The organism is Staphylococcus sp. SUC_1.2 (genome assembly GCF_026222585.1).
In genome coordinates, this window is record NZ_JANJPM010000018.1 from 1 (window position 1) to 23603 (window position 23603).

At 31.1% G+C, this 23603-nt stretch carries 27 protein-coding genes and 1 riboswitch; of the genes, 24 read left to right on the plus strand and 3 right to left on the minus strand.

The features are described 5' to 3' along the window. The 8 genes from NR218_RS07365 to gcvPB all read left to right on the plus strand — a co-directional run. The coding region (locus NR218_RS07365) for a type II secretion system F family protein (RefSeq protein WP_265848481.1) at positions 1–506 on the plus strand (506 nt) is incomplete at its 5' end. 13 nt (positions 507–519) lie between these two features. Beyond that, on the plus strand, positions 520–840 hold the full coding sequence (comGC, locus tag NR218_RS07370) for a competence type IV pilus major pilin ComGC (RefSeq protein ID WP_011275670.1): 321 nt from the start codon (positions 520–522) through the stop codon (positions 838–840). Positions 841–904: 64 nt separating this feature from the next. After that, positions 905–1273 carry a competence type IV pilus minor pilin ComGD gene (comGD, locus tag NR218_RS07375; RefSeq protein WP_123955564.1) on the plus strand — a complete coding sequence of 123 codons (369 nt, stop codon included), beginning with the start codon at positions 905–907 and terminating at the stop codon, positions 1271–1273. 197 nt (positions 1274–1470) lie between these two features. Further along, the gene (locus tag NR218_RS12735; protein WP_011275673.1) at positions 1471–1962 is read left to right on the plus strand and encodes a prepilin-type N-terminal cleavage/methylation domain-containing protein; all 492 of its coding nucleotides are present in this window, start codon (positions 1471–1473) and stop codon (positions 1960–1962) included. Between the two features lie 159 nt (positions 1963–2121). Next, positions 2122–2640, plus strand: coding sequence for a shikimate kinase (locus tag NR218_RS07380; protein ID WP_037558203.1), 519 nt, complete (start codon positions 2122–2124; stop codon positions 2638–2640). Next, a riboswitch (glycine riboswitch) is annotated at positions 2637–2752 on the plus strand. It overlaps the preceding gene by 4 nt. A gap of 76 nt (positions 2753–2828) precedes the next feature. Continuing rightward, positions 2829–3920: a glycine cleavage system aminomethyltransferase GcvT gene (gene gcvT, locus NR218_RS07385; protein ID WP_011275675.1), complete on the plus strand. Its 1092-nt coding sequence runs from the start codon at positions 2829–2831 to the stop codon at positions 3918–3920. Positions 3921–3936: 16 nt separating this feature from the next. Continuing rightward, entirely contained in the window at positions 3937–5289 is a 1353-nt protein-coding gene (gcvPA, locus tag NR218_RS07390; protein WP_037558205.1) for an aminomethyl-transferring glycine dehydrogenase subunit GcvPA, read from the plus strand. Then, entirely contained in the window at positions 5276–6754 is a 1479-nt protein-coding gene (gcvPB, locus tag NR218_RS07395) for an aminomethyl-transferring glycine dehydrogenase subunit GcvPB (RefSeq protein WP_037536554.1), read from the plus strand. Before gcvPA ends, gcvPB begins: the two co-directional genes overlap by 14 nt. 176 nt (positions 6755–6930) lie before the next feature. Here gcvPB and NR218_RS07400 read toward each other — a convergent pair whose 3' ends face one another. Continuing rightward, the gene (locus NR218_RS07400; protein WP_011275678.1) at positions 6931–7317 is read right to left on the minus strand and encodes a rhodanese-like domain-containing protein; all 387 of its coding nucleotides are present in this window, start codon (positions 7315–7317) and stop codon (positions 6931–6933) included. 151 nt (positions 7318–7468) lie between these two features. Here NR218_RS07400 and NR218_RS07405 point away from each other — a divergent pair, with 151 nt between their 5' ends. Continuing rightward, on the plus strand, positions 7469–8299 hold the full coding sequence (locus NR218_RS07405) for a lipoate--protein ligase family protein (RefSeq protein ID WP_011275679.1): 831 nt from the start codon (positions 7469–7471) through the stop codon (positions 8297–8299). 43 nt (positions 8300–8342) lie between these two features. Here NR218_RS07405 and NR218_RS07410 read toward each other — a convergent pair whose 3' ends face one another. Both NR218_RS07410 and NR218_RS07415 read right to left on the minus strand, forming a co-directional pair. Beyond that, positions 8343–8558 (minus strand): SA1362 family protein, encoded by a 216-nt coding sequence (locus tag NR218_RS07410; protein ID WP_011275680.1) that lies wholly within the window; start codon positions 8556–8558, stop codon positions 8343–8345. Between the two features lie 14 nt (positions 8559–8572). After that, the gene (locus NR218_RS07415; RefSeq protein WP_011275681.1) at positions 8573–9154 is read right to left on the minus strand and encodes a hypothetical protein; all 582 of its coding nucleotides are present in this window, start codon (positions 9152–9154) and stop codon (positions 8573–8575) included. Positions 9155–9257: 103 nt separating this feature from the next. Here NR218_RS07415 and NR218_RS07420 point away from each other — a divergent pair, with 103 nt between their 5' ends. The 15 genes from NR218_RS07420 to NR218_RS07490 all read left to right on the plus strand — a co-directional run bounded on the left by NR218_RS07420 (position 9258) and on the right by NR218_RS07490 (position 23574). Next, entirely contained in the window at positions 9258–10316 is a 1059-nt protein-coding gene (locus tag NR218_RS07420) for a M24 family metallopeptidase (protein ID WP_011275682.1), read from the plus strand. A gap of 27 nt (positions 10317–10343) precedes the next feature. After that, positions 10344–10901, plus strand: a complete 558-nt coding sequence (gene efp, locus NR218_RS07425) for an elongation factor P (RefSeq protein ID WP_011275683.1) — start codon at positions 10344–10346, stop codon at positions 10899–10901. A gap of 216 nt (positions 10902–11117) precedes the next feature. Next, on the plus strand, positions 11118–11603 hold the full coding sequence (gene accB, locus NR218_RS07430) for an acetyl-CoA carboxylase biotin carboxyl carrier protein (protein WP_011275684.1): 486 nt from the start codon (positions 11118–11120) through the stop codon (positions 11601–11603). Then, positions 11603–12958 carry an acetyl-CoA carboxylase biotin carboxylase subunit gene (gene accC, locus NR218_RS07435; protein WP_011275685.1) on the plus strand — a complete coding sequence of 452 codons (1356 nt, stop codon included), beginning with the start codon at positions 11603–11605 and terminating at the stop codon, positions 12956–12958. Before accB ends, accC begins: the two co-directional genes overlap by 1 nt. 13 nt (positions 12959–12971) lie before the next feature. Next, positions 12972–13331 (plus strand): Asp23/Gls24 family envelope stress response protein, encoded by a 360-nt coding sequence (locus NR218_RS07440; RefSeq protein WP_011275686.1) that lies wholly within the window; start codon positions 12972–12974, stop codon positions 13329–13331. A 31-nt stretch (positions 13332–13362) separates the two neighbouring features. Then, a complete protein-coding gene (gene nusB / locus NR218_RS07445) occupies positions 13363–13749 on the plus strand; it encodes a transcription antitermination factor NusB (protein ID WP_011275687.1) in 387 nt (128 codons plus the stop codon). An 18-nt stretch (positions 13750–13767) separates the two neighbouring features. Then, positions 13768–15105, plus strand: a complete 1338-nt coding sequence (gene xseA, locus NR218_RS07450) for an exodeoxyribonuclease VII large subunit (protein ID WP_037558207.1) — start codon at positions 13768–13770, stop codon at positions 15103–15105. Next, complete coding sequence (locus tag NR218_RS07455; protein ID WP_011275689.1) at positions 15098–15328, plus strand: exodeoxyribonuclease VII small subunit; 231 nt, start codon at positions 15098–15100, stop codon at positions 15326–15328. Before xseA ends, NR218_RS07455 begins: the two co-directional genes overlap by 8 nt. Next, positions 15306–16187 carry a polyprenyl synthetase family protein gene (locus NR218_RS07460; protein WP_011275690.1) on the plus strand — a complete coding sequence of 294 codons (882 nt, stop codon included), beginning with the start codon at positions 15306–15308 and terminating at the stop codon, positions 16185–16187. The genes NR218_RS07455 and NR218_RS07460 overlap by 23 nt, the downstream gene beginning before the upstream one ends. Positions 16188–16483: 296 nt before the next feature. Then, positions 16484–16936 (plus strand): transcriptional regulator AhrC/ArgR, encoded by a 453-nt coding sequence (ahrC, locus tag NR218_RS07465; RefSeq protein WP_011275691.1) that lies wholly within the window; start codon positions 16484–16486, stop codon positions 16934–16936. A gap of 15 nt (positions 16937–16951) precedes the next feature. After that, positions 16952–18637 (plus strand): DNA repair protein RecN, encoded by a 1686-nt coding sequence (gene recN / locus NR218_RS07470; protein ID WP_011275692.1) that lies wholly within the window; start codon positions 16952–16954, stop codon positions 18635–18637. 176 nt (positions 18638–18813) lie between these two features. Further along, positions 18814–20238 carry a dihydrolipoyl dehydrogenase gene (lpdA, locus tag NR218_RS07475; RefSeq protein WP_011275693.1) on the plus strand — a complete coding sequence of 475 codons (1425 nt, stop codon included), beginning with the start codon at positions 18814–18816 and terminating at the stop codon, positions 20236–20238. A gap of 17 nt (positions 20239–20255) precedes the next feature. Further along, a complete protein-coding gene (locus tag NR218_RS07480) occupies positions 20256–21257 on the plus strand; it encodes a thiamine pyrophosphate-dependent dehydrogenase E1 component subunit alpha (RefSeq protein ID WP_011275694.1) in 1002 nt (333 codons plus the stop codon). Beyond that, positions 21250–22233, plus strand: a complete 984-nt coding sequence (locus NR218_RS07485; protein ID WP_011275695.1) for an alpha-ketoacid dehydrogenase subunit beta — start codon at positions 21250–21252, stop codon at positions 22231–22233. Before NR218_RS07480 ends, NR218_RS07485 begins: the two co-directional genes overlap by 8 nt. 12 nt (positions 22234–22245) lie before the next feature. Further along, positions 22246–23574 carry a dihydrolipoamide acetyltransferase family protein gene (locus NR218_RS07490; RefSeq protein WP_011275696.1) on the plus strand — a complete coding sequence of 443 codons (1329 nt, stop codon included), beginning with the start codon at positions 22246–22248 and terminating at the stop codon, positions 23572–23574. The last annotated feature ends 29 nt before the right edge of the window (positions 23575–23603 follow it).

Consider the following 23603-nt stretch of genomic DNA (forward strand, 5'->3'; position numbering starts at 1 on the left):
TAATTTTAACCATAGTATTATTACGAATAGAAACTTCTAAAAAAATAATTATTTTATCATCAATACCTTTGTTTAATAGCTATTATAAAATTTTTAAAACTTATCAAATATCTAATGATTTAAGTCTATTTTATAAAAATGGCGTAAGTTTACAGGACATTGTTACAACATATATTAAACAAAATGATAATGAATATTTAAGGTTTCTAGGAGAATTTTTAATGGATAAAACTAATAGAGGTGAAACTTTAGCAAATAGTTTAGCTATGATGCCGTGTTTTCAAAAAGACTTAATTAAATTTATAAAGCAGGGAGAAAAAAGTGCCAAATTAGATATAGAACTTAAAATTTACTCAAGTATTTTAATTAATAGATTTAAAGAAAAATCACTTCTTCATACAAAAATCATTCAACCAATTATTTTTCTGTTTCTAGGCTTGTTCATTGTTAGTTTGTATTTAGTAATTATGTTACCAATGTTTCAGTTAATGCAAAATATTAAATGATAAGGAGTTTAATATGAAGAATCACTTTGAAAATTTAAAAAAGTTAAAAGCCTTTACTCTAATAGAAATGTTATTAGTATTACTAATTATCAGCGTATTACTAATATTAATTATTCCAAACATTGCAAAACAAACAGCTCATATCCAGTCCACAGGTTGTGAAGCTCAAGTCAAAATGATAAATAGTCAAATAGAAGCATATACATTAAAACATAATCGAACACCTTCTAATATAAATGATCTTATAAATGATGGCCTTATAAAAGAAGGACAAAAACAATGCAGATCGGGAGAAACAATTACAATATCTAATGGTGAGGCTATTGCGAACTAGTAAAATTAATGCGTTTACTCTTCTTGAAACATTGCTTACCTTATTAATTTTAATAATAATTATTATGATTTCCCCAAGCATTTATACAAAAACTAAATTAGATTTAATCGAAAGTGAATTAAAAGTAAAAAATATTATCACCCAATTAGAGTATATAAAATCAAAAGCAATCGCTGAGAACCAATCAATTACAATTGTATTTAGCAAACAAGCCACAGAAATGAATATTATTGAACAAAATGGAAATAAATACAAATTAGGATTATTTGGCACTAAAATTATTTCAGTTGCAAAAGTACACACCATAACATTCAATAATGAAGGTAAAATCAATCGTTTTGGATCAATCATTTTGAAAGCTAAAGAGAATATTTACAGAGTAATTTTTAACATTGATAAAGGAAGGATAAGATTTGTTAAATTATCAAATTAGGGGAAGTTTATTAATTGATAGTTTATTAGGCTTTTTGATTCTAACTTTTATTACTTTAATATTCTTACCTCTATTACAACAATTAAATTTCAATTTACGTAATCAATACGAAATTTTAGATATGAAAAGTGCTATTATCACAAGCCAAAAACATTATAGTATTAAAGAATTAAAGAAGGGGATAACTATAGGAAAATATGAAATTAAAATTTATAAAAATACGATATGCAATAATAATAGTTTATCTAAGAATAAGGTCTGTGTTCAGCTCAGTAACTAAAGGATTTACATTTATAGAAATGCTAATATCCTTATTAATTACTATAATTATTTTAACTATAATACCCCATCTATTTCGTTTGACTGATACTTACTTAAGTGCGGCCTATGAATTTGACCAATTAGAATATTCATTTTTTCAATTGGACCTTAATAAAATGACCAATTCTAAAGCAATATCTTTAAAATTAATTGATGAACATTCAATTTTACTCAAACAACAAAATCAAAATAGTTTCATTAAATATCAAAATCATAAAATTATTTTTGTAAGTAACAATAGAGGAAATATTACACTACTAAATAATGTTTTAAATGCGAAGTTCATTTCCAATCATAAAGGAATTATAGGAGTGTTTCTAAGGATTGGAAGTAGGGAGAATTACTATGACAAATCACTTTACTTATAATTATAAAGGTTTTATAAGCATATATACTATGCTCATATTTATCATATATTTATCAATCATCTCTTTTTATACAACTCAATATAGTTTAAAATTGAAGACAATTCATAACATTAATAGTTATTATGATTTGAAGATAAATCAACTATTTGAAAAAGGGTGATGCTATTGAACAAAAAAAATTCGCCAATAATTCTTATCGGCTTTATGGGCACAGGTAAAAGTACTATTGGAGAATACTTATCATTAGAAAAACAATTAAGTTTCATAGATTTAGATGTATACATAGAAATAAAGGAAAATAAAACAATACCAGAAATCTTTGAAGAAGTTGGAGAAATCGGTTTTAGGAAGATAGAATATAACTATTTAACTGAATGCACAAAAAAATACGATGTTATTGCAACAGGTGGTGGCGTTATCGAATATATTGAATCACTAAATTATTTGAAACAGTATAAATACATTTTTTGGCTAGATTGTGACATAGATGTCATCGTTAAGAGAGTAACAAACGACAAACATAGACCAAATGCAATTGATAAATCCAAAAAACAGTTAAATAACTTGTATTTATCAAGGATTTCAAGATATAATGAAATCGCATTCATGAAAGTGAATAGTGATAAAACAATCAGAGAAATTTATAATGAGATTATAAATTATCTTACTTGCGGTTGATCAGTATTAGAGAGAATAAAAATATTGTACTTAAATTTAAGTACAATGATTTTTATCGCCGAAGGTGCAAGTTAACTACTAAACTCTCAGGCAAAAGGATAATACTGCTACGCATTCCTGGATTAAGTGTATAAACAGGGTAGCTATTTGCTACTCTGTTTTTTATAAAAATTATAGGGGGTTTTCTAATGACAAGCGAATTAAAAAAAACACCATTGTATCAAAATTATGTTGACAGTGGTGCAAAAATAGTAGAATTCGGTGGATGGGCAATGCCTGTTCAATTTACAAGTATCAAAGAAGAACATAATGCTGTTAGATATGAAGTAGGTATGTTCGATGTAAGCCATATGGGAGAAATCTCTATAAAAGGCAATGATGCAAGTAAATTTGTCCAATACTTACTTTCAAACGATACTAACAACCTTACTGATACTAAAGCTCAATATACTGCTTTATGTAACGAAGAAGGCGGTATTATTGATGACTTAGTAACATACAAAATTGGCGACAATGATTATCTATTAATTGTTAACGCTGCAAATACAGATAAAGATTTTGCTTGGGTACAAAAACATGCACCTAAATTTGATGTTGAAGTATCAAATGTATCTAATCAATTCGGTCAGTTAGCTGTTCAAGGTCCTAAAGCAAGAGATTTGGTAAGCGGGTTAGTTGATATAGATGTAAGTGAAATGAAACCATTTGATTTCCAACAAAACGTTACTCTATTTGGAAAAAATGTTATCTTATCTCAATCTGGTTATACAGGTGAAGACGGATTTGAAATCTATTGTGAAGCAAAAGACACAGTAGACATTTGGAACGGCTTCATTGAACATAATGTAGTTCCATGCGGTCTCGGTGCACGTGATACATTAAGATTAGAAGCTGGCCTACCATTACATGGTCAAGATTTAACAGAATCTATCACACCATATGAAGGCGGAATTGCTTTTGCTGCTAAACCACTGATTGAAGAAGACTTCATCGGTAAATCAGTGTTAAAAGACCAAAAAGAAAATGGTTCAGAACGTAGAACTGTTGGCTTAGAGTTACTTGATAAAGGTATTGCAAGAACTGGTTATCCTGTTTTAGACCTTGATGGTAATGAAATTGGGGAAGTTACTTCAGGAACACAAGCACCATCTTCAGGTAAATCAATCGCTATGGCAATTATTAAGCGAGATGAATTTGAAATGGGACGTGAATTATTAGTTCAAGTACGTAAAAGACAGCTTAAAGCTAAAATTGTTAAGAAAAACCAAATTGAAAAATAATTAAGGGGTGTGTATTGTGAGTCATCGTTATATACCATTAACTGAAAAAGATAAAAAAGAAATGCTAGATAAAATTGGCGCAAGTTCAATTAATGAATTGTTCGGAGATGTGCCTAAAGATATTTTATTAAATAGAGATTTAAATATTGCTAGTGGTGAAGCTGAAACTTCTTTATTAAGAAGACTTAATACAGTTGCAAATAAAAACGTAACTAAAGAAACTCATGCATCTTTCCTAGGTGCTGGCGTTTATGACCATTATGCTCCAGCTATTGTAGATGCAATGATTTCACGTTCTGAATTCTATACAGCATATACACCGTATCAACCAGAAATTTCACAAGGTGAATTACAAGCGATTTTTGAATTCCAAACATTGATTTGTGAATTAACAGATATGGATGTAGCTAACTCATCTATGTATGATGGTATTACTAGTTTTGCTGAAGCTTGTATCTTAGCATTCAATCATACTAAGAAAAATAAAATTGTAGTATCTAAAGGTCTTCATTATCAAGCACTTCAAGTGTTAAAAACTTACGTTAAAGTTAGAGAAGAATTTGAAATTGTTGAAGTTGATTTAGATGGAACAATTACAGACTTAGAAAAATTAGAACAGGCTGTAGACGATGAAACTGCTGCAGTAGCAGTTCAATATCCTAACTTCTATGGTTCAGTGGAAGACTTAGAAAAAATCCAATCATTTATTGAAGGCAAAAAAGCATTATTTATCGTTTATGCTAATCCATTAGCATTAGGCCTATTGACACCTCCAGGTTCATTTGGTGCTGATATTGTAGTAGGAGACACACAACCATTTGGTATACCAACACAATTTGGTGGACCACACTGTGGTTATTTCGCAACTACAAAAAAATTAATGCGTAAAGTGCCTGGTAGATTAGTAGGACAAACACAAGATGATGAAGGTAACCGTGGATTCGTTCTAACTTTACAAGCCCGTGAACAACATATTCGTCGTGATAAAGCCACTTCTAATATCTGTTCAAACCAAGCATTAAACGCACTTGCATCATCAATTGCTATGTCAGCTCTTGGTAAACAAGGTATTTACGACATTGCAGTTCAAAACTTAGAACACGCAAATTATGCTAAAAATCAATTTAAAGACAATGGTTTTGAAGTGCTTGATGGTACTTCATTCAATGAATTTGTTGTCAAATTCGATCAACCAATCAAAGATATAAATAAAAAATTAGCAGAACATGGATTTATTGGAGGCTTTGATTTAGGTGAAGCCTCAGCAGATTTCGAAAATCATATGTTAATTGCTGTTACTGAATTAAGAACTAAAGATGAAATTGATACATTTGTTAAGAAAGCTGGTGAGCTAAATGGTAGTAAGTAAGTCAAGTCCATTAATTTTTGAAAGATCTAGAGAAGGTAGATATGCATACTCATTACCTCAAAGCGATATAAAAACAGATTCAGTTGAAAGTATTCTTGATGATAAATTTATTCGTAAAAATAAAGCAGAGTTTCCTGAAGTTGCAGAATTAGATTTAGTTCGTCATTATACTGAATTATCAAATAAAAACTTTGGTGTAGATTCAGGGTTTTATCCACTCGGATCATGTACTATGAAATATAATCCTAAAATCAATGAAAAAGTTGCTCGCATACCTGGATTTGCAGAGTCACATCCTTTACAAGAAGAAGAGCAAGTTCAAGGTTCTTTAGAAATTGTGTATAGTTTACAAGAAGAACTTAAAGAAATTACTGGTATGGATGAAGTTACATTACAACCAGCTGCAGGTGCTCATGGTGAGTGGACTGCTTTAATGATTTTCAAAGCGTATCACTTAGATAATGGTGAAGGTCATCGTGATGAAGTTATTGTTCCTGACTCAGCTCATGGTACAAACCCTGCATCTGCGTCGTTTGCTGGTTTTAAAGCTGTTACAGTTAAATCAAATGAACGTGGTGAAGTTGATATTGAAGACTTAAAACGCGTTGTTAATGAAAATACTGCTGCAATTATGTTAACTAATCCTAACACTTTAGGTATTTTCGAGAAAAACATCATGGAAATCCGTGAAATTGTACATGAAGCAGGCGGATTATTATACTATGACGGTGCAAACTTAAATGCCATTATGGATAAAGTACGTCCTGGAGATATGGGATTTGATGCGGTTCATTTAAACTTACACAAAACATTCACTGGTCCTCACGGTGGCGGTGGTCCAGGTTCAGGTCCAGTTGGTGTAAAAAAAGAATTAGCTAGTTATTTACCAAAACCAATGGTAATCAAAGATGGAGATACTTTTAAATACGATAATGATATTAAAAACTCAATTGGACGTGTAAAACCATTCTACGGTAATTTTGGTATTTACTTAAGAGCATACACATATATAAGAACTATGGGTGCTGAAGGTTTAAGAGAGGTTTCTGAAGCAGCAGTTCTTAATGCTAATTATATTAAAGCTAGCTTAAAAGACCACTATGAAATTCCATATGAGCAATATTGTAAACATGAATTCGTATTAAGTGGTTCTAAACAAAAAGAACATGGAGTCCGTACCTTAGATATGGCAAAACGTTTATTAGACTTTGGTGTTCATCCACCAACAATTTATTTCCCACTTAACGTTGAGGAAGGTATGATGATTGAACCAACTGAAACAGAATCTAAAGAAACGTTAGATTACTTTATCGATGCTATGATTCAAATTGCTGAAGAAGCTAAAAATGATCCAGATAAAGTATTAGAAGCACCACATAGTACAATAATTGATAGATTAGATGAAACTACCGCAGCGCGTAAACCTGTTTTAAAATTTGATAATCTACATGAAGAAAAAGAATAATTTAAAACTTTGACCCTGTAACCAATTTAATTGATTACAGGGTCTTCCCTATTTTAAACTTAAGTGAAATATTTTATGTTTATTCTATTTTTAGAAAACGTTTCTAAATGATTTTCACATAAATAATTAAAAAACTCTTAAAGAACATCTTTAAGAGTTAGTAAGCAGACAAGAGATTATTTTTTAGTTTTAATCTTACCTGTCCATTTTTTGTATCCACCTTTTAACATATAAATATCTTTATAGCCATTTTTTTTAAGGATACGTGCTGCACGATACCCTGCGACACCGTTTGCATCACAAAGATAAATAGGTTGATCTTTACGTAAACCTTGATATCTTTGACTAAACATTGATATTGGAATGTTACGAGCGCCATTAATATGTCCGTAATCATAGTCTACTTTCTCACGAACATCAATCACTTGAGCTTTTCTTAAACCTTTGTGAAATTCATTCTGCTCAAGTTCAGTGACTGCTCGTTTATTCATAAACCAATTTCCAAGCATATATAAAATAATTATGACTATAATAGCTAAAGCTATAATCAAAGATACATTCATATTGCATCCTCCCTAATTAACCGATATTATAATTATAAGGCTGTTAGCTAAATTTATCAAAATTTTTTATTGGCTATTTTTATCAAAGATTTATATGTAAAATTTAATATTTTTCTATAGATAATTATATGTTGTGATTGGAGATTATTTTATGACAGAGACATGGAATTTTATAAATACAGGAAGCCATGATCCATATTATAATATGGCAATGGATGAAGCACTCTTAAACTTCGTATCAAGAGGGGAAATTGACCCTGTTGTCAGATTTTACACTTGGAATCCTGCAACGTTATCTGTAGGGTATTTTCAAAGATTAAAGAAAGAAATTGACATTGATAAAGTTAATGAAAAAGGATTTGGATTAGTAAGAAGACAAACTGGTGGTAGAGGGGTTCTTCATGATAAAGAATTAACATATAGTGTTATTGTTTCGGAAGAACATCCTAATATGCCTTCTACCGTAACTGAAGCATATCGTGTCATTTCAGAAGGATTACTTGAAGGATTTAAATTATTAGGTTTTGAAGCATATTTTGCGATTCCACGTTCCAAAGAAGAACGAGAAAAATTAAAACAACCTCGAAGTGCTGTTTGTTTTGATGCACCTAGTTGGTATGAATTAGTTGTTGAAGGTAGAAAAATTGCAGGAAGCGCTCAAACTAGACAAAAAGGCGTTATTTTACAACATGGTTCCTTATTACAAGATGTTAACGTTGATGAGCTTTTCGATATGTTCATTTTTAAAAATGATCGTCTAAAAGATAAGATGAAAAAAGCGTTTGTTGATAAAGCTGTAGCGATTAATGATATTTCTGATAGACATATATCAATTGAAGAAATGGAAAAAGCATTTGAAGAAGGATTTAAAAAGGGGTTAAACATAGAATTCAAACCACTTACTTTATCAGATGAACAAATAAAAGAAGTAAAAGAATTAGAAGAAAAATATCGTTCTGATGAATGGTTATATAAAAAATAAAAAATCATAGGATGGCTAATATTTGGTCATCCTATGATTTTTTTTATTTTCTATTTCTCTTTTTATATTTTCTTGCTGCTCTTCTATATTTACGTTGATCTTCAGTTAAGAAAAAGAAATAGTATATTAAATAAATAATTAACGCAATGATTAAAAAGGTGAAAATCGTTTTAGCAAAAGACATCATAAATACATTTAAATTCAAAATCAAGCCAATTGCAGCAATTAAAATTACTAAATAAAACAATATATTTTTCAAATCAAAAACTCCTATTATGAATTGTTAGACATGTTCACTTGAGATAGTTTAGTCTTGCCTTTATTCAACTTATTCGTATTATTATTTTCATATCCGCTCTTAATATCTTTAAATGCCGATTGTAACTCTTTGTTAATTTGTCTAATATTTTTATCTTCATTTTTATTTGCACTAGATAAATCTTTTTTAGTCACGGCACCCTTATACTTACCATAAGCATCATCAATACCATTAGCAATAGTATTTAATTTTTCAAGATTTTGCTTTTTGTCTTCTTTCTTATTTTTAGACAAATCCAACTGATTATAATTACTAATAACTTTAGTAATATCTTGATAATATTTAGACGAAGCATCTAAAAATTTAGCTTCTTTATTATTATCAACTGTTTTGGAAACATTTTTTTTATCTTTATTAAGAGCCTCAACTTGTGCTTTTTGATTACTTATATCTTGATTTAGCTGTTGAATATCTAACTTCAAGTTATGGTTTTGATCTCTTAATTTGGTTGTCTTATCTTCCAATGGTCCTAAATTTTGAGAGCCACAACCAACCAATAAACATGAAGCTCCAATAATAACGATTAATTTTTTCATTAAAATCTCCCTAAACCAAAATCTCTTTATTTCTAAAATAATTATGCTATTATTTTAATGTAAATAGAGCAAATGTACAAACGTTATACTAGGAGTGATTTGTATGAATAAATTAGCAAAAGTTCAAGACTTACTAGATGTTCAACAATTGGATGCTTTAGTTATTTTATCAGATTATAATCGTAGATATTTATCAGATTTCACTGGTACAAGTGGTGCATTAATAATTTCAAAAAATAACTATCAATTAATTACTGATTTTCGATATATTGAACAAGCAACTAATCAAGCAACTAAATTTAACATCATCAAACGCAGTGGTGGTTTAATTGAAGCGATTGTAGAAATTATTAATCATGAACAATTTAATCATGTTGGTTTTGAAGGACACTTAGTGAGTTATGATACATACCAAACATTAGATCAATCGAAAGCTAAATTAATCTCTATTGGAAATGAGATTGAAAAAATCAGAGAAATAAAGACACCCGAAGAGATAGAAAAGATTAAATACGCTGCTAAAATAGTTGATGATACATATAACTATGTATTAGATATTGCAAAGGTTGGAATGACTGAAAGAGAATTAAAAAGTAAATTAGAAGCTAAAATGTTAGAATTAGGCGCAGATGGCCCTTCATTTGACACAATTGTAGCATCTGGTTATAGAGGCGCTTTACCTCATGGTGTAGCAAGTGATAAAGTCATAGAGCAAGGCGATATGATTACGCTTGATTTTGGGGCATACTATAGAGGATATTGCTCTGATATAACAAGAACATTTGCTATAGGGGAACCTGACTCTAAGATGAAAGATATTTATAACATTGTTCTCAATTCCCAAATTAAAGCAATCAACGAAATAAAAGCTGGAATGACTGTAGCTGAGGCTGACGCGTTATCAAGAGACTATATTGAATCTCATGGTTATCGGGAGGCATTCGGTCACTCTCTTGGACATGGAATTGGATTAGACATTCATGAAGGACCATTATTATCTAAAAATGCAAAGGGTATAATACAAGTAAATAATTGTGTTACTATTGAACCAGGTATTTATGTTGATGGTCTTGGTGGCGTACGTATAGAAGATGATATTTTAATAACTGAAAATGGTTGTGAAGTCTTTACTAAATGTACAAAAGACCTTATTATTTTATAGAAAGCGCATATTTGAGGAGGAAACTGAATGATTTCGGTTAATGATTTTAAAACAGGTTTAACAATTTCAGTAGATAATGGCATTTGGAAAGTTATCGATTTCCAACATGTAAAACCAGGTAAAGGTTCTGCATTTGTACGTTCTAAATTACGTAATTTAAGAACAGGTGCAATTCAAGAGAAGACATTTAGAGCTGGGGAAAAAGTTGAACAAGCAATGATTGAAAATCGTCGTATGCAATATTTATATGCTGATGGAGATAATCATGTATTCATGGATAATGAGACGTTTGATCAAACTGAATTATCAGCTGATTATTTAAAAGATGAATTAAAATATTTAAAAGCTAACATGGAAGTTCAAATCCAATCATATGAAGGTGAAACAATCGGAGTTGAACTACCTAAAACTGTTGAATTAGAAGTTACTGAAACTGAGCCAGGTATCAAAGGTGATACTGCCACTGGAGCAACTAAATCAGCTACAGTTGAAACAGGTTATACTTTAAATGTACCTTTATTCGTTAATGAAGGTGATGTATTAGTTATCAACACTAGCGACGGAAGCTATATCTCAAGAGCTTAGTTAACAGTAGCTAAAGTCTTTCTAATTACTAATTGGAAAGACTTTTTTTAATATCTAAATCATTATTTTATATAAATTACAAAAGTCCATTTATCAATAATAATAAGCATTAAATAGTAAGATGTAATTCCCTAAAATGACACATGCTTGAATTGGCAAGTTCAGTCAAGTAAAATAGATTGGTAGATGAAAACTAATTCGAGGAGTCAGTAACTTATGAATTTTAAAGAAATAAAAGAATTAATCGAAATTCTTGATCAATCAAGTTTAACTGAAATTAATATTGAAGATAACAAAGGTAGTGTAGTCAACCTAAAAAAACAGAAAGAGACAGAAATAATCACACCACAATATACACAACAAGCACCATTAGCACCAGCAACATCAACGATGGCAACACCAAATCAAAGTGCAACAGAATCACCTGTTCCACAAAATAATGATCAAATCGATAAAGATGATTCATCATATCAAACAATCAATGCACCTATGGTGGGTACATTTTATAAATCGCCATCTCCAGAAGAAGATGCATATGTTCAAGTCGGAGATAAAGTTACCAATGAATCTACAGTGTGCATCTTAGAAGCAATGAAATTATTTAATGAAATACAAGCTGAAGTTTCTGGAGAAATAGTTGAAATATTAGTAGAAGACGGACAAATGGTAGAGTATGGCCAACCGTTATTTAAGGTGAAATAATGAAAAAAATCTTAATCGCTAATCGTGGAGAAATTGCGGTTAGAATCATTAGAGCTTGTCATGATTTAGGCATACAAACTGTTGCCATTTATTCTGAGGGAGACAAAGACGCGTTACATACTCAAATTGCTGATGAAGCATATTGCGTTGGTCCAACTCAGTCTAAAGATTCTTATTTGAACATTCCAAATATATTATCAATTGCGACTTCAACTGGTTGTGATGGTATTCATCCAGGTTATGGCTTTTTAGCTGAGAATGGTGATTTTGCAGAGCTGTGTGAAGCATGCCAATTGAAATTTATCGGTCCTAGCTATGAGTCTATCCAAAAAATGGGCATCAAAGACATTGCAAAAGCAGAAATGATTGCAGCTAATGTCCCAGTTGTTCCAGGTAGTGATGGGCTAGTTACAACCATTTCGGATGCAAAACAAATTGCTAAAGAAATTGGATATCCAGTAATTATTAAAGCTACTGCAGGTGGTGGTGGAAAAGGTATACGAGTGGCTAGAACAGAGAAAGAGCTTGAGAATGGCTATCGTATGACTCAACAAGAAGCAGAAACTGCTTTTGGTAATGGCGGTCTTTACCTTGAAAAATTTATTGAGAACTTCCGTCACATTGAAATTCAAATTATTGGAGATCAACATGGAAATGTCATTCATCTCGGAGAAAGAGATTGTACGATTCAAAGACGCATGCAAAAGTTAGTCGAAGAATCTCCATCTCCTATTTTATCTGATGAACAACGTGAAGAGATGGGTAATGCAGCTATAAGAGCTGCAAAAGCAGTTAATTATGAAAATGCAGGTACTATTGAATTTATATATGATTTAAATGATAATCAATTTTATTTTATGGAAATGAATACACGTATTCAAGTTGAACATCCTGTCACTGAAATGGTTACTGGCATTGATTTAGTAAAATTACAACTAAAAGTTGCGATGGGTGAAGCACTCCCATACACTCAAGAAGATATTACTATCAATGGTCATGCAATAGAATACCGTATAAATGCTGAAAATCCATATAAGAACTTCATGCCATCTCCTGGTAAAATCACACAATACCTAGCTCCAGGCGGATATGGTGTAAGAATTGAATCAGCTTGTTATACAAATTATACAATTCCTCCATATTATGATTCTATGGTAGCTAAACTCATTGTTCATGAACCAACGCGTGATGAAGCAATTATGACTGGTCTTAGAGCATTAAGTGAGTATTTAATTTTAGGAATCGATACAACAATTCCTTTCCATTTAAAACTTATGAATAATGATATATTTAGAAGTGGATCTTTTAATACTAACTTCTTAGAACAATATAATATTATGGATGACGAGGAGTAGGAGGTTAAACCAAATGGTTAAAGTAGCAGATTATTCAAATTCAAACTTAGGTAAAATTGAAATTGCACCTGAAGTTATTTCTGTAGTTGCAAGTATAGCTGTTTCAGAGGTAGAAGGGGTAACTGGACATTTTTCAGAATTGAAAAATAGTAACATTGAAAAAATAAGTCGTAAAAACCTCAATAGAAATTTAAAAATTGATGTTAAAGAAGATGGCATTCAAATTGATGTATATTGCTCTATTAAGCACGGTATAAATATTTCAAAATTTGCAAGTAAAATTCAAACATCTATTTTCAACTCAATTAAAACAATGACTGCTATTGAGCCAAAAGAAATTAACGTTCACATCATGCATATTACTGTCGAATAATATATAGATTACATTTAACAAGGAGTTATTTATGAGTCGTAAAGAATCAAGAATGCAAGCATTTCAAACTTTGTTTCAGTTAGAAATGAAAGACACAGAATTAACAATCAATGAAGCCATTAATTTCATAAAAGATGATGAGCCTGAATTAGACTTTGATTTTATACATTGGTTAGTAACAGGTGTTAAAGATCATGAGCCAGTTCTAGATGATACTATTAAGCCACATCTTAAAGATTGGTCACTTCAACGTTTATTAAAAACAGACCGAATAATATTACGAATGGCTACATTTGAATTATTGCATAGTGATACACCACCAAAAGTAATCATTAATGAAGCTGTAGAATTAGCAAAGCAATTTAGCGACGATGAGCATTATAAATTTATAAATGGTGTGTTGAGTAACATAAAATAATTAATTTGAGTGATGACAATGTCTGAATACTTAAGCGTTACAACTTTAACGAAATATATTAAATATAAATTTGATCAGGACCCACATTTGCAATCTATCTTACTAAAAGGTGAGCTTTCTAACTTTAAAAAACATTCAAGTGGACATCTTTATTTCAACGTTAAAGATAAGGATAGTGTGATAAGTGCAATGATGTTTAAAGGTAATGCGAACCAGCTTACTTTTGAGCCAAAAGAAGGTGATGAAGTCCTTTTAGAAGCACGTGTTTCAGTATATGAACGACGTGGAAATTATCAAATTTATGTGAATAAAATGGAATTAGATGGTATAGGGAACTTGTATCAAAAGTTAGAACAATTAAAGCAAAAATTAAAAAAAGAAGGCTTTTTTAATAATGAACATAAAAAGCCTATTCCTCGATTCCCTAAAAAAATCGCAATCTTAACTGCTAGTACTGGTGCCGCAATTAGAGATATTCAATCTACAATAAATAGTAGATATCCTTTGGCCGAAAAAATCCAAATAAGTACTTTAGTACAAGGTACACAAGCCAAAGAGGATATTATAAAAAATATTAAATATGCTGATTCACTTGGCGTTGATACTATTATTGTAGGCCGTGGTGGTGGATCTATAGAAGATTTATGGAACTTTAATGAAGAAGATGTTGTTAAAGCGATTTTTGAGTGTCAAACACCCATTATTTCAGCTGTTGGACATGAAACCGATTTTACTCTCAGTGATTTCGTAGCAGATGTCAGAGCAGCAACACCAACACAAGCTGCAGTTATGGCGACTCCAGATCAGTATGAATTGATGCAACAAATTAAGCAATACCAATTTTCATTATCAAGGTATATTAAACAGTATCTTGAAAAACAATATAAACAACTAGATCATTTAGCATCTTATTATAAGTTTAAACAACCCTCATTATTATACGATCAACAGATACAACGCAAAGATGACTTAGAAAGACAACTAACTCAATTATTATTATCCAAAATTGAGAATAAAAAATATCAATTAAAAGTTCTTCATCAGAATTTTAATGTAAAAACATTAAATCAAACTATATTACAAAATAAAAGGCAACTAATGAATGTTAAAAATCGTTTATCAAATCTAACAATGAAAAACATTCATAATAATAAATTAGAGCTCAAAAATAAAGTTGAACTATTAAATAATTTAAGTCCTACTAATACTATGTTGAGAGGCTATTCTATTATTAATAAAGATGATAAAGTCATTACAAGTACACAGGATTTAAGTAAAGATGATGAAATTACATTAGCAATGAAAGATGGTAACGTAGATGCCATCGTTAAAAAGGTTAGGTGTGAACATGAGTAAAGATCAACAAAGTTTTGAAGAAATGATGCAAGAATTAGAAAATATCGTTCAAAAGTTAGATAATGAGACTGTATCATTAGAAGAATCATTAGAGTTATATCAACGTGGTATGAAACTTTCAGCAACATGTGATGCAACACTTAAAGATGCTGAAAAGAAAGTCAATCAACTTATTAAAGATGAAGCAGAGGATGAAGAAAATGGCAAAGAAGTCAATGAATGAATTAATTAATCAAATTAATAGCGCTCTTGACGGTGTAATCGAAACTTCACCACTAAATACGAATCTAGAAGAAAGTATGCAATATTCTCTCAATGCGGGTGGTAAAAGAATAAGACCACTTCTTGTATTTTTAACATTAGATGTATTAAATCAAGATTATAAAAAAGGTAAAAAAACTGCATTGGCATTGGAAATGATTCACACGTATTCTTTAATTCATGATGATCTTCCTGCGATGGATAATGATGATTACCGTCGTGGTAAACTTACCAATCACAAAGTCTATGGTGAATGGAAAGCTATTTTAGCAGGTGATGCACTACTAACTAAGGCATTTGAAATCATTGCTGATGATGAATTATTAGAATCTGACGTTAAAGTTAAAATACTTTCCAGATTAGCGCATAATAGTGGTCACTTAGGCATGGTCGGAGGACAAACATTAGACATGCAAAGTGAAGATAAACCTGTTGATTTGGATACGCTTGAACAGATACATAAAGCTAAAACAGGAGCATTACTTCAATTCGCAGTATTAAGTGCAGCTGATATTGCTAAAGTAGATAAGTCTACATCACAAGCTCTTGAAGATTTTAGTAATCATATGGGTTTGATGTTCCAAATTAAAGATGATTTGCTCGACGTATATGGTGATGAATCTAAATTAGGAAAAAAAGTTGGTAGTGACATCGAAAATCACAAAAGTACGTATGTTTCTTTATTAGGTAAAGATGGAGCTGAAGATAAATTAAATTTCCATAAAGATGCTGCCATAAAATCAATAGAACAACTTTCTTCACACTATGATATTAAACCTCTATTAGATATCGTTGAGCTTTTCTACACACGTGATCATTAATTATCATTAGTATTAACCCTTCAAAGCTACTGTTTAAAAACTGGCGTTGAAGGGTGTTTTAGTACACTATTTTAAATTGAGGCAATACATTTATATCATAATTTTAATTTACATATTTATTTATTTGTTTATACATTTTTACAATACAAATTAACTAATTGTACCTATTAGTATTTAAATAAAACAATTTACGATTATTGAGTTATCAGTTACGTATGCATAATAACAATAGTAGTAGTAAAAAAAATGATGTGTTAAAATCATTGTATAATTATTCGAAACTAGGAGTGTTCATAATGGCAAAAAAATCTGTGAGACACATAAAGATTAGAGAAATTATCTCAAGCGAACAAATAGAAACTCAAGACGAACTAGTAAAACGTCTTAATGAATACGACCTTAATGTTACGCAAGCTACCGTATCACGTGATATTAAAGAATTACAATTAATCAAAGTTCCTGCACCATCAGGTCAGTATGTATATAGCTTGCCTAATGATCGAAAATACCATCCATTAGAAAAATTGGGTCGTTATCTCATGGACTCATTTGTAAATATAGAAGGTACAGGTAATCTACTTGTGTTAAAAACCTTACCTGGTAACGCTCAATCTATCGGCGCTATTTTAGACCAAATCGATTGGGATGAAGTTCTCGGTACTATATGTGGTGATGATACTTGCCTTTTAATTTGTAAAGATGAAGACGCAAGTAATACAATTAAAACAAGAATTTTCAATTTATTATAAGGATGCGATGAATTCATGTTACAAACCTTATCAATAAAACAATTTGCAATTATTGATGAATTAGAAATTCATTTTTCAGATGGATTAACAGTTCTAAGTGGTGAAACGGGTTCAGGTAAATCAATCATCATAGATGCGATTGGCCAGTTAATTGGAATGCGTGCATCATCAGATTATGTTCGACATGGTGAAAAGAAAGCGATTATTGAAGGCATATTTGATATAGATGAAAGTAAAGATGTTATTCATATACTTCATAACCTTGATATAGAGATCGACGAGGACTTCTTATTAGTAAAAAGAGAAATATTTAGCACTGGTAAAAGTATTTGTAGGTTGAATAATCAAATTGTTACGCTTCAAGATTTGCGAAAAGTTATGCAAGAACTATTAGATATTCATGGTCAACATGAAACACAGACACTTCTTAAACAAAAGTATCATTTAAAATTATTAGATGATTATGCAGAAGACAAGTATTTATCAACTAAAGAAAAATATAAAAATGTGTTTAATCAGTATAAAAGTAAAACAAAGGAATTAGAAGAATTAGAGTCTGCCGACCAAGCATTACTTCAACGTTTGGATTTAATGAAATTTCAATATGAAGAATTAGAAGAAGCTTCTTTAAAAGAGGGCGAAATTGAGCAATTAGAAGTCGATATACGTAGAATTCAAAATTCCGAAAAACTAAGCATGGCGCTTAATAATGCGCATGTCACTTTGACTGATGAGCATGCAATTACAGATAGACTATATGAATTAAGTAATCATTTACAATCCATAGATGATATTTTGCCTGATAAATTTAGTAAATTAAAAGAGGATATTGATCAATTTTATTACACGCTTGAAGATGCTAAGCACGAGTTATATGATGAAATGTCAAACACTGAATTTGATGAGCAAATGCTAAATGAGCTAGAATCTCGAATGAATTTATTAAACAATCTTAAAAGGAAATATGGCAAAGACATTAATGAATTAATTACTTACAAAGATAAGCTTCAAAATGAAATAGACAAAATCGAAAATTATGAAGAAAGTACATCACAATTACGTGAGGAAATTAGTCAATTATATGATGAAGTGATGTCAAAAGGCAAATTGTTATCTAAAGAGCGTCGCACAGTAGCTCGAACATTAAGAGACCATATCGTTTCTGAAATACAAAATTTACAAATGAAAGATGCTAATTTAGAAATCTCATTCCAATTATTAGATAAACCAACAATTGATGGTATAGAATTTGTAGAGTTTTTAATCAGTCCGAATAAAGGTGAACCACTCAAAAGTTTAAATAAAATTGCATCTGGCGGTGAACTATCTCGTATTATGCTCGCTTTAAAAAGTATTTTTGTACAATCAAGGGGACAAACTGCAATTTTATTTGATGAGGTAGATTCAGGAGTGTCAGGACAAGCTGCTCAAAAAATGGCTGAAAAAATGAGAGATATAGCTGAATATATTCAAGTAATATGTATTTCGCACTTACCACAAGTTGCATCTATGAGTGATCATCATTTATTAATTAGTAAAGCATCCAATGATGATCGCACAACAACTCAAGTTAAAGAATTAGAAAATGATGATAAAATTGATGAAATCGCACGAATGATTTCTGGTGCTAGTGTTACTGAATTAACTAGAGAAAATGCAAAAGAAATGATTAGCCAAAATCAAAGAAAAAGTAGTAAGTAATTCATTGAATTTATTAATAATTATTTTTGCTGTAAAATAATTATTAACATTATAAAATGAATATTTTAATTTTATATGTAACCTACTCATTAAGTTACTAAATGCATTTAAAATTTAAAGTCACTTACACATTAACGTTATTAAATCCAATCGCAAAGCAAGTTAGGAGTAAAATTATGAGTGAAAATCAATATGACCTAGTCATCTTAGGTGGAGGAACCGCTGGTTATGTAGCGGCAATTCGAGCATCTCAATTAGGTAATAAAGTAGCTATAGTAGAGAAATCTTTGTTAGGTGGCACTTGTCTTCACAAAGGATGTATTCCTACAAAAGCTTTATTAAAATCTGCTGAAGTTTTAAGAACAGTTAAAGATTCAGTTCATTTCGGAGTGAATGTTGGTCAATATTCATTTGACTTAAAATCCATGATGAAACGTAAAGACAAAATTGTTAATCAAATGCATCAAGGTATTGAAAGTTTAATGCAGAAAAATCACATAGATATATTTAATGGCACAGGTAGAATTATGGGGACATCTATTTTCTCACCTCAAAGTGGTACCATTTCAGTTGAATATGATAATGTAGAATCTGAATTATTACCTAATCAGAATGTACTGATAGCTACAGGTTCACTACCAACTCAATTACCATTCTTGCCTTTCAATCACAATACAGTTCTATCTAGTAATGACATATTGCAACTCACTGATTTACCTGCAAGCATAGCAATCATTGGCGGTGGAGTGATAGGTCTTGAATTTGCTTCTTTATTAATTGACTTAGGTGTAAATGTTAGTGTGATAGAGGCTGGTGAACGAATCTTGCCTAATGAGAGTGCTCAAATTGCAAATTTTCTAAAAACATCACTTATAGCAAGAGGAGTAACGTTCTATGAAAATTGCGCATTAAATGAATCTGCAGTTAAAGTCAACTCTAATTCTGTAACTATTCAAGTAAATAAAGATAAAACTATAGAAGTTGAAAAAGTTTTAGTATCAATTGGTCGCAAGCCTAATACTGATGATATAGGATTAAATAATACTAAAATTAAAACTGATGATAATGGTAATATACTTGTTAATGACTTTTTACAAACCGAAGATAAGCATATTTATGCTGCAGGTGATTGCATAGGTAAGCTTCAATTAGCACATGTATCTTCTAAAGAGGCAATACTTGCTGTTGAACACATGTTTAATGGCAATGGACTACCTCTAAATTATGACAAGATGCCGAAATGCATATATACACACCCAGAAGTTGCTTCAATTGGTTATAATAAAGAATCAGCCGAAGCCAAAAACATTAAGACCAAATCATTTAAAGTAAGCTTTAATGCAATTGGTAAAGCAGTAATAGAGGAAACTACTAATGATAGAGGATTTTGTGAAATGATAATTAATGATGAAACTAATGAAATTATCGGTATTAATATGATAGGCCCTCAGGTTACTGAATTAATCAACGAAGCCTCATTATTGCAATTTATGAATGGTTCAGCAATTGAGTTAGGTCTGACAACACATGCACATCCTTCTATATCAGAAGTACTTATGGAATTGGGATTGAAAGTAGAAAATAGAGCAATACACGTTTAACAGGAGGAACATAAAAGATGATTGATTATAAATCTGTCGGACTTTCAGAAGAAGACCTTAAAGAAATCTATAAATGGATGGATTTAGGTAGAAAAGTAGATGAACGATTATGGTTATTAAACCGCGCTGGTAAAATTCCATTTGTTGTTAGTGGACAAGGACAAGAGGCTACTCAAATAGGAATGGCTTACGCTATGAAAGAAGGAGATATTTCATCTCCATATTATAGAGATTTAGCATTTGTTACTTTTATGGGGATTTCCCCATATGATACAATGCTAGCTTCATTTGGAAAAAAAGATGATATTAATTCCGGAGGAAAACAAATGCCTTCCCACTTTAGTCATCGTGAAAAGGGCATATTATCACAAAGTTCTCCAGTTGCTACACAAATACCACACTCAGTTGGAGCTGCATTAGCTTTAAAAATGGATAAAAAACCAAATATTGCTACGGCAACTGTCGGAGAGGGAAGTTCAAATCAAGGAGATTTTCATGAGGGTTTAAACTTTGCAGGCGTTCATAAATTACCATTTGTTTGTGTCATCATCAATAATAAATATGCGATATCTGTGCCTAATACTTTACAATACGCTGCAGAAAAACTTTCTGATAGAGCCTTAGGATATGGCATATATGGTGAGACAGTAGATGGGGATGATCCGATAGCAATGTATAAAGCTATGAAAGAAGCTAGAGAACGTGCACTAAATGGTGAGGGTGCCACTCTAATTGAAGCTATCACACATCGTATGACGCCACATTCTTCAGATGATGATGATACATATCGTACGAAAGAAGAAAGAGAAGCATTAAAAACTTATGATTGTAATCTTAAGTTTAAAGATTATTTATTAGAAAAAGAGATTATTAATCAAGAATGGTTAGACAATATAGAGCAAGAGCATAAAGAAATTATTAATAAAGCCACTAAAGATGCAGAAAAAGCGCCATATCCATCTGTAGAAGAAACATATCAATTTGTTTATGATCCAGAAGGAGGTATGGGCAATGAGTAAAATGAGTTATATTGAAGCAATACAACAAGCGCAAGACCTAGCCATGGAACATGATAATAACGTATTTATATTAGGTGAAGATGTAGGACGTAAAGGTGGCGTTTTTGGTGCAACTAGAGGTCTTCAAGACAAATATGGTGTTGAAAGAGTAATAGATACACCTTTGGCTGAATCTAATATTGTAGGAACTGCTATTGGAGCAGCAATGATTGGTAAACGACCAATTGCAGAAATTCAATTCGCAGATTTTATACTTCCTGCAGTTAATCAAATTATTAGTGAAGCAGCTAAAATGCGCTATCGTTCAAATAATGACTGGCAATGTCCTATCACAATCAGAGCACCCTTTGGTGGTGGGGTACATGGTGGTTTATATCATTCTCAAAGTATCGAGAGCATCTTTGCGTCTACACCGGGGTTAACTATTGTCATACCTTCATCCCCTTATGATGCTAAAGGATTATTATTATCCTCTATTGAGTCAAACGATCCAGTATTATTCTTTGAACATAAAAAAGCATATCGCTTCTTGAAAGAAGAAGTGCCAGAAGATTATTATACAGTTCCTCTCGGAAAAGCTGATGTAAAACGTGAAGGGAAGGACATAACTGTATTTACATATGGATTGTGTGTAAATTATTGTATGCAAGCTGCTGATATTTTAGCAGCAGATGGTATTAGTGTTGAAATAGTTGATTTGAGAACTGTTTATCCTCTAGATAAAGAAACAATTATTGAACGTGCTAAAATGAATGGCAAGATTTTATTAATAACTGAAGATAATCTTGAGGGCAGTGTCATGTCAGAAGTCTCTGCTATCATAGCTGAAAACTGTTTATTTGAACTTGATGCACCTATTATGAGATTAGCAGGACCAGATGTTCCTTCAATGCCATTTTCTCCTAATCTTGAAAATGAAGTTATGATGAATCCTGATAAAATCTTAGAAAAAATGCGAGAACTTGCACAATTTTAAGGAGGAAAAGTTATGGATATAAAAATGCCAAAACTAGGCGAAAGTGTTCATGAAGGTACTATTGAGCAATGGCTTATTTCAGTTGGTGACTATGTTGATGAATATGAACCCTTATGTGAGGTAATTACTGATAAAGTAACTGCTGAAGTACCTTCAACTGTATCTGGTACTATCACTGAAATTTTAGTTTCAGAAGGTGAAACAGTTCAAATAGATCATGTTATTTGTAAAATTGAAACTTCTGAAACAGATAATTCTACCAACACTAAAAATACCGATATTGAAACCGTTAAGGATTCAACAGATTTAAATATAAATGGTAATGATACTTTAACAGTCGAAACGTCAGCATCAGCTTCAAAAAATACTTCTGATAAAGAAGTAAGTCATTCTGTTAAATCAAATGCACATACACAAGCATCATTACTTAATAACGGTCGATATTCACCAGTAGTTTTTAAAATTGCATCTGAAAATGATATTGATTTATCATCAGTTCCTGGCACGGGTTTCGAAGGACGTGTGACTAAAAAAGATATTGAAAATTATATTAATTCAAGTCATCAGAAACCGAAAATAAATAACAATTCACAATCTAATTTTGAACATACGAAATCCAACGTGTATTCTACTCAGAGTCAGATTGGTCAATCTATACCAGTCAAAGGTGTTCGTAAAGCAATAGCTCAAAACATGGTGACAAGTGTAACTGAAATCCCTCATGGTTGGATGATGCTTGAAGTAGATGCAACTAACTTAGTAAAAACTAGAAATCATCATAAAAATTCGTTCAAAGAGAACGAAGGTTATAATTTAACTTTCTTTGCATTCTTTGTAAAAGCTGTTGCTGAAGCATTAAAATCAAACCCACTATTAAATAGTAGTTGGGATGGAGAAGAAATTATTCTTCATAAAGATATTAATATTTCAATTGCTGTAGCAGATGAAGATAAATTATATGTGCCTGTTATTAAACACGCTGATGAAAAATCAATCAAAGGGATTGCTCGAGAGATAAATGAACTAGCACTTAAAGCAAGAAATAAACAATTATCACAAGAAGATATGTCTGGTGGAACATTTACTGTTAATAATACCGGTACATTTGGGTCCGTTTCATCAATGGGAATTATAAATCATCCACAAGCAGCGATTTTACAAGTAGAATCTATTGTAAAAAAACCAGTCGTTATTGATGATATGATTGCAATTAGAAGCATGGTTAATTTGTGTATTTCGATTGATCATAGAATACTTGATGGTGTTCAAACAGGGCGCTTCATGTCTCAAGTTAAAGAACGTATTGAACAATTCACAATAGAAAATACAAGTATTTACTAGTTTAAAATGATATATCATATTCCCTGGAC

Excerpts from the sequence above, each read along its gene's own strand:
- lpdA (WP_011275693.1), top strand. The coding sequence starts at position 18,814 with ATGAGTGAAAATCAATATGACCTAGTCATCTTAGGTGGAGGAACCGCT.
- NR218_RS12735 (WP_011275673.1), top strand. The coding sequence starts at position 1,471 with ATGAAATTAAAATTTATAAAAATACGATATGCAATAATAATAGTTTAT.
- NR218_RS07480 (WP_011275694.1), top strand. The coding sequence starts at position 20,256 with ATGATTGATTATAAATCTGTCGGACTTTCAGAAGAAGACCTTAAAGAA.
- NR218_RS07420 (WP_011275682.1), top strand. The coding sequence starts at position 9,258 with ATGAATAAATTAGCAAAAGTTCAAGACTTACTAGATGTTCAACAATTG.
- gcvT (WP_011275675.1), top strand. The coding sequence starts at position 2,829 with ATGACAAGCGAATTAAAAAAAACACCATTGTATCAAAATTATGTTGAC.
- NR218_RS07485 (WP_011275695.1), top strand. The coding sequence starts at position 21,250 with ATGAGTAAAATGAGTTATATTGAAGCAATACAACAAGCGCAAGACCTA.
- accB (WP_011275684.1), top strand. The coding sequence starts at position 11,118 with ATGAATTTTAAAGAAATAAAAGAATTAATCGAAATTCTTGATCAATCA.
- NR218_RS07490 (WP_011275696.1), top strand. The coding sequence starts at position 22,246 with ATGGATATAAAAATGCCAAAACTAGGCGAAAGTGTTCATGAAGGTACT.
- xseA (WP_037558207.1), top strand. The coding sequence starts at position 13,768 with ATGTCTGAATACTTAAGCGTTACAACTTTAACGAAATATATTAAATAT.
- recN (WP_011275692.1), top strand. The coding sequence starts at position 16,952 with ATGTTACAAACCTTATCAATAAAACAATTTGCAATTATTGATGAATTA.
- comGC (WP_011275670.1), top strand. The coding sequence starts at position 520 with ATGAAGAATCACTTTGAAAATTTAAAAAAGTTAAAAGCCTTTACTCTA.
- accC (WP_011275685.1), top strand. The coding sequence starts at position 11,603 with ATGAAAAAAATCTTAATCGCTAATCGTGGAGAAATTGCGGTTAGAATC.
- gcvPB (WP_037536554.1), top strand. The coding sequence starts at position 5,276 with ATGGTAGTAAGTAAGTCAAGTCCATTAATTTTTGAAAGATCTAGAGAA.
- NR218_RS07440 (WP_011275686.1), top strand. The coding sequence starts at position 12,972 with ATGGTTAAAGTAGCAGATTATTCAAATTCAAACTTAGGTAAAATTGAA.
- NR218_RS07415 (WP_011275681.1), bottom strand. The coding sequence starts at position 9,154 with ATGAAAAAATTAATCGTTATTATTGGAGCTTCATGTTTATTGGTTGGT.
- NR218_RS07455 (WP_011275689.1), top strand. The coding sequence starts at position 15,098 with ATGAGTAAAGATCAACAAAGTTTTGAAGAAATGATGCAAGAATTAGAA.
- efp (WP_011275683.1), top strand. The coding sequence starts at position 10,344 with ATGATTTCGGTTAATGATTTTAAAACAGGTTTAACAATTTCAGTAGAT.
- NR218_RS07405 (WP_011275679.1), top strand. The coding sequence starts at position 7,469 with ATGACAGAGACATGGAATTTTATAAATACAGGAAGCCATGATCCATAT.
- NR218_RS07380 (WP_037558203.1), top strand. The coding sequence starts at position 2,122 with ATGCTATTGAACAAAAAAAATTCGCCAATAATTCTTATCGGCTTTATG.
- NR218_RS07400 (WP_011275678.1), bottom strand. The coding sequence starts at position 7,317 with ATGAATGTATCTTTGATTATAGCTTTAGCTATTATAGTCATAATTATT.
- comGD (WP_123955564.1), top strand. The coding sequence starts at position 905 with ATGATTTCCCCAAGCATTTATACAAAAACTAAATTAGATTTAATCGAA.
- nusB (WP_011275687.1), top strand. The coding sequence starts at position 13,363 with ATGAGTCGTAAAGAATCAAGAATGCAAGCATTTCAAACTTTGTTTCAG.
- ahrC (WP_011275691.1), top strand. The coding sequence starts at position 16,484 with ATGGCAAAAAAATCTGTGAGACACATAAAGATTAGAGAAATTATCTCA.
- NR218_RS07460 (WP_011275690.1), top strand. The coding sequence starts at position 15,306 with ATGGCAAAGAAGTCAATGAATGAATTAATTAATCAAATTAATAGCGCT.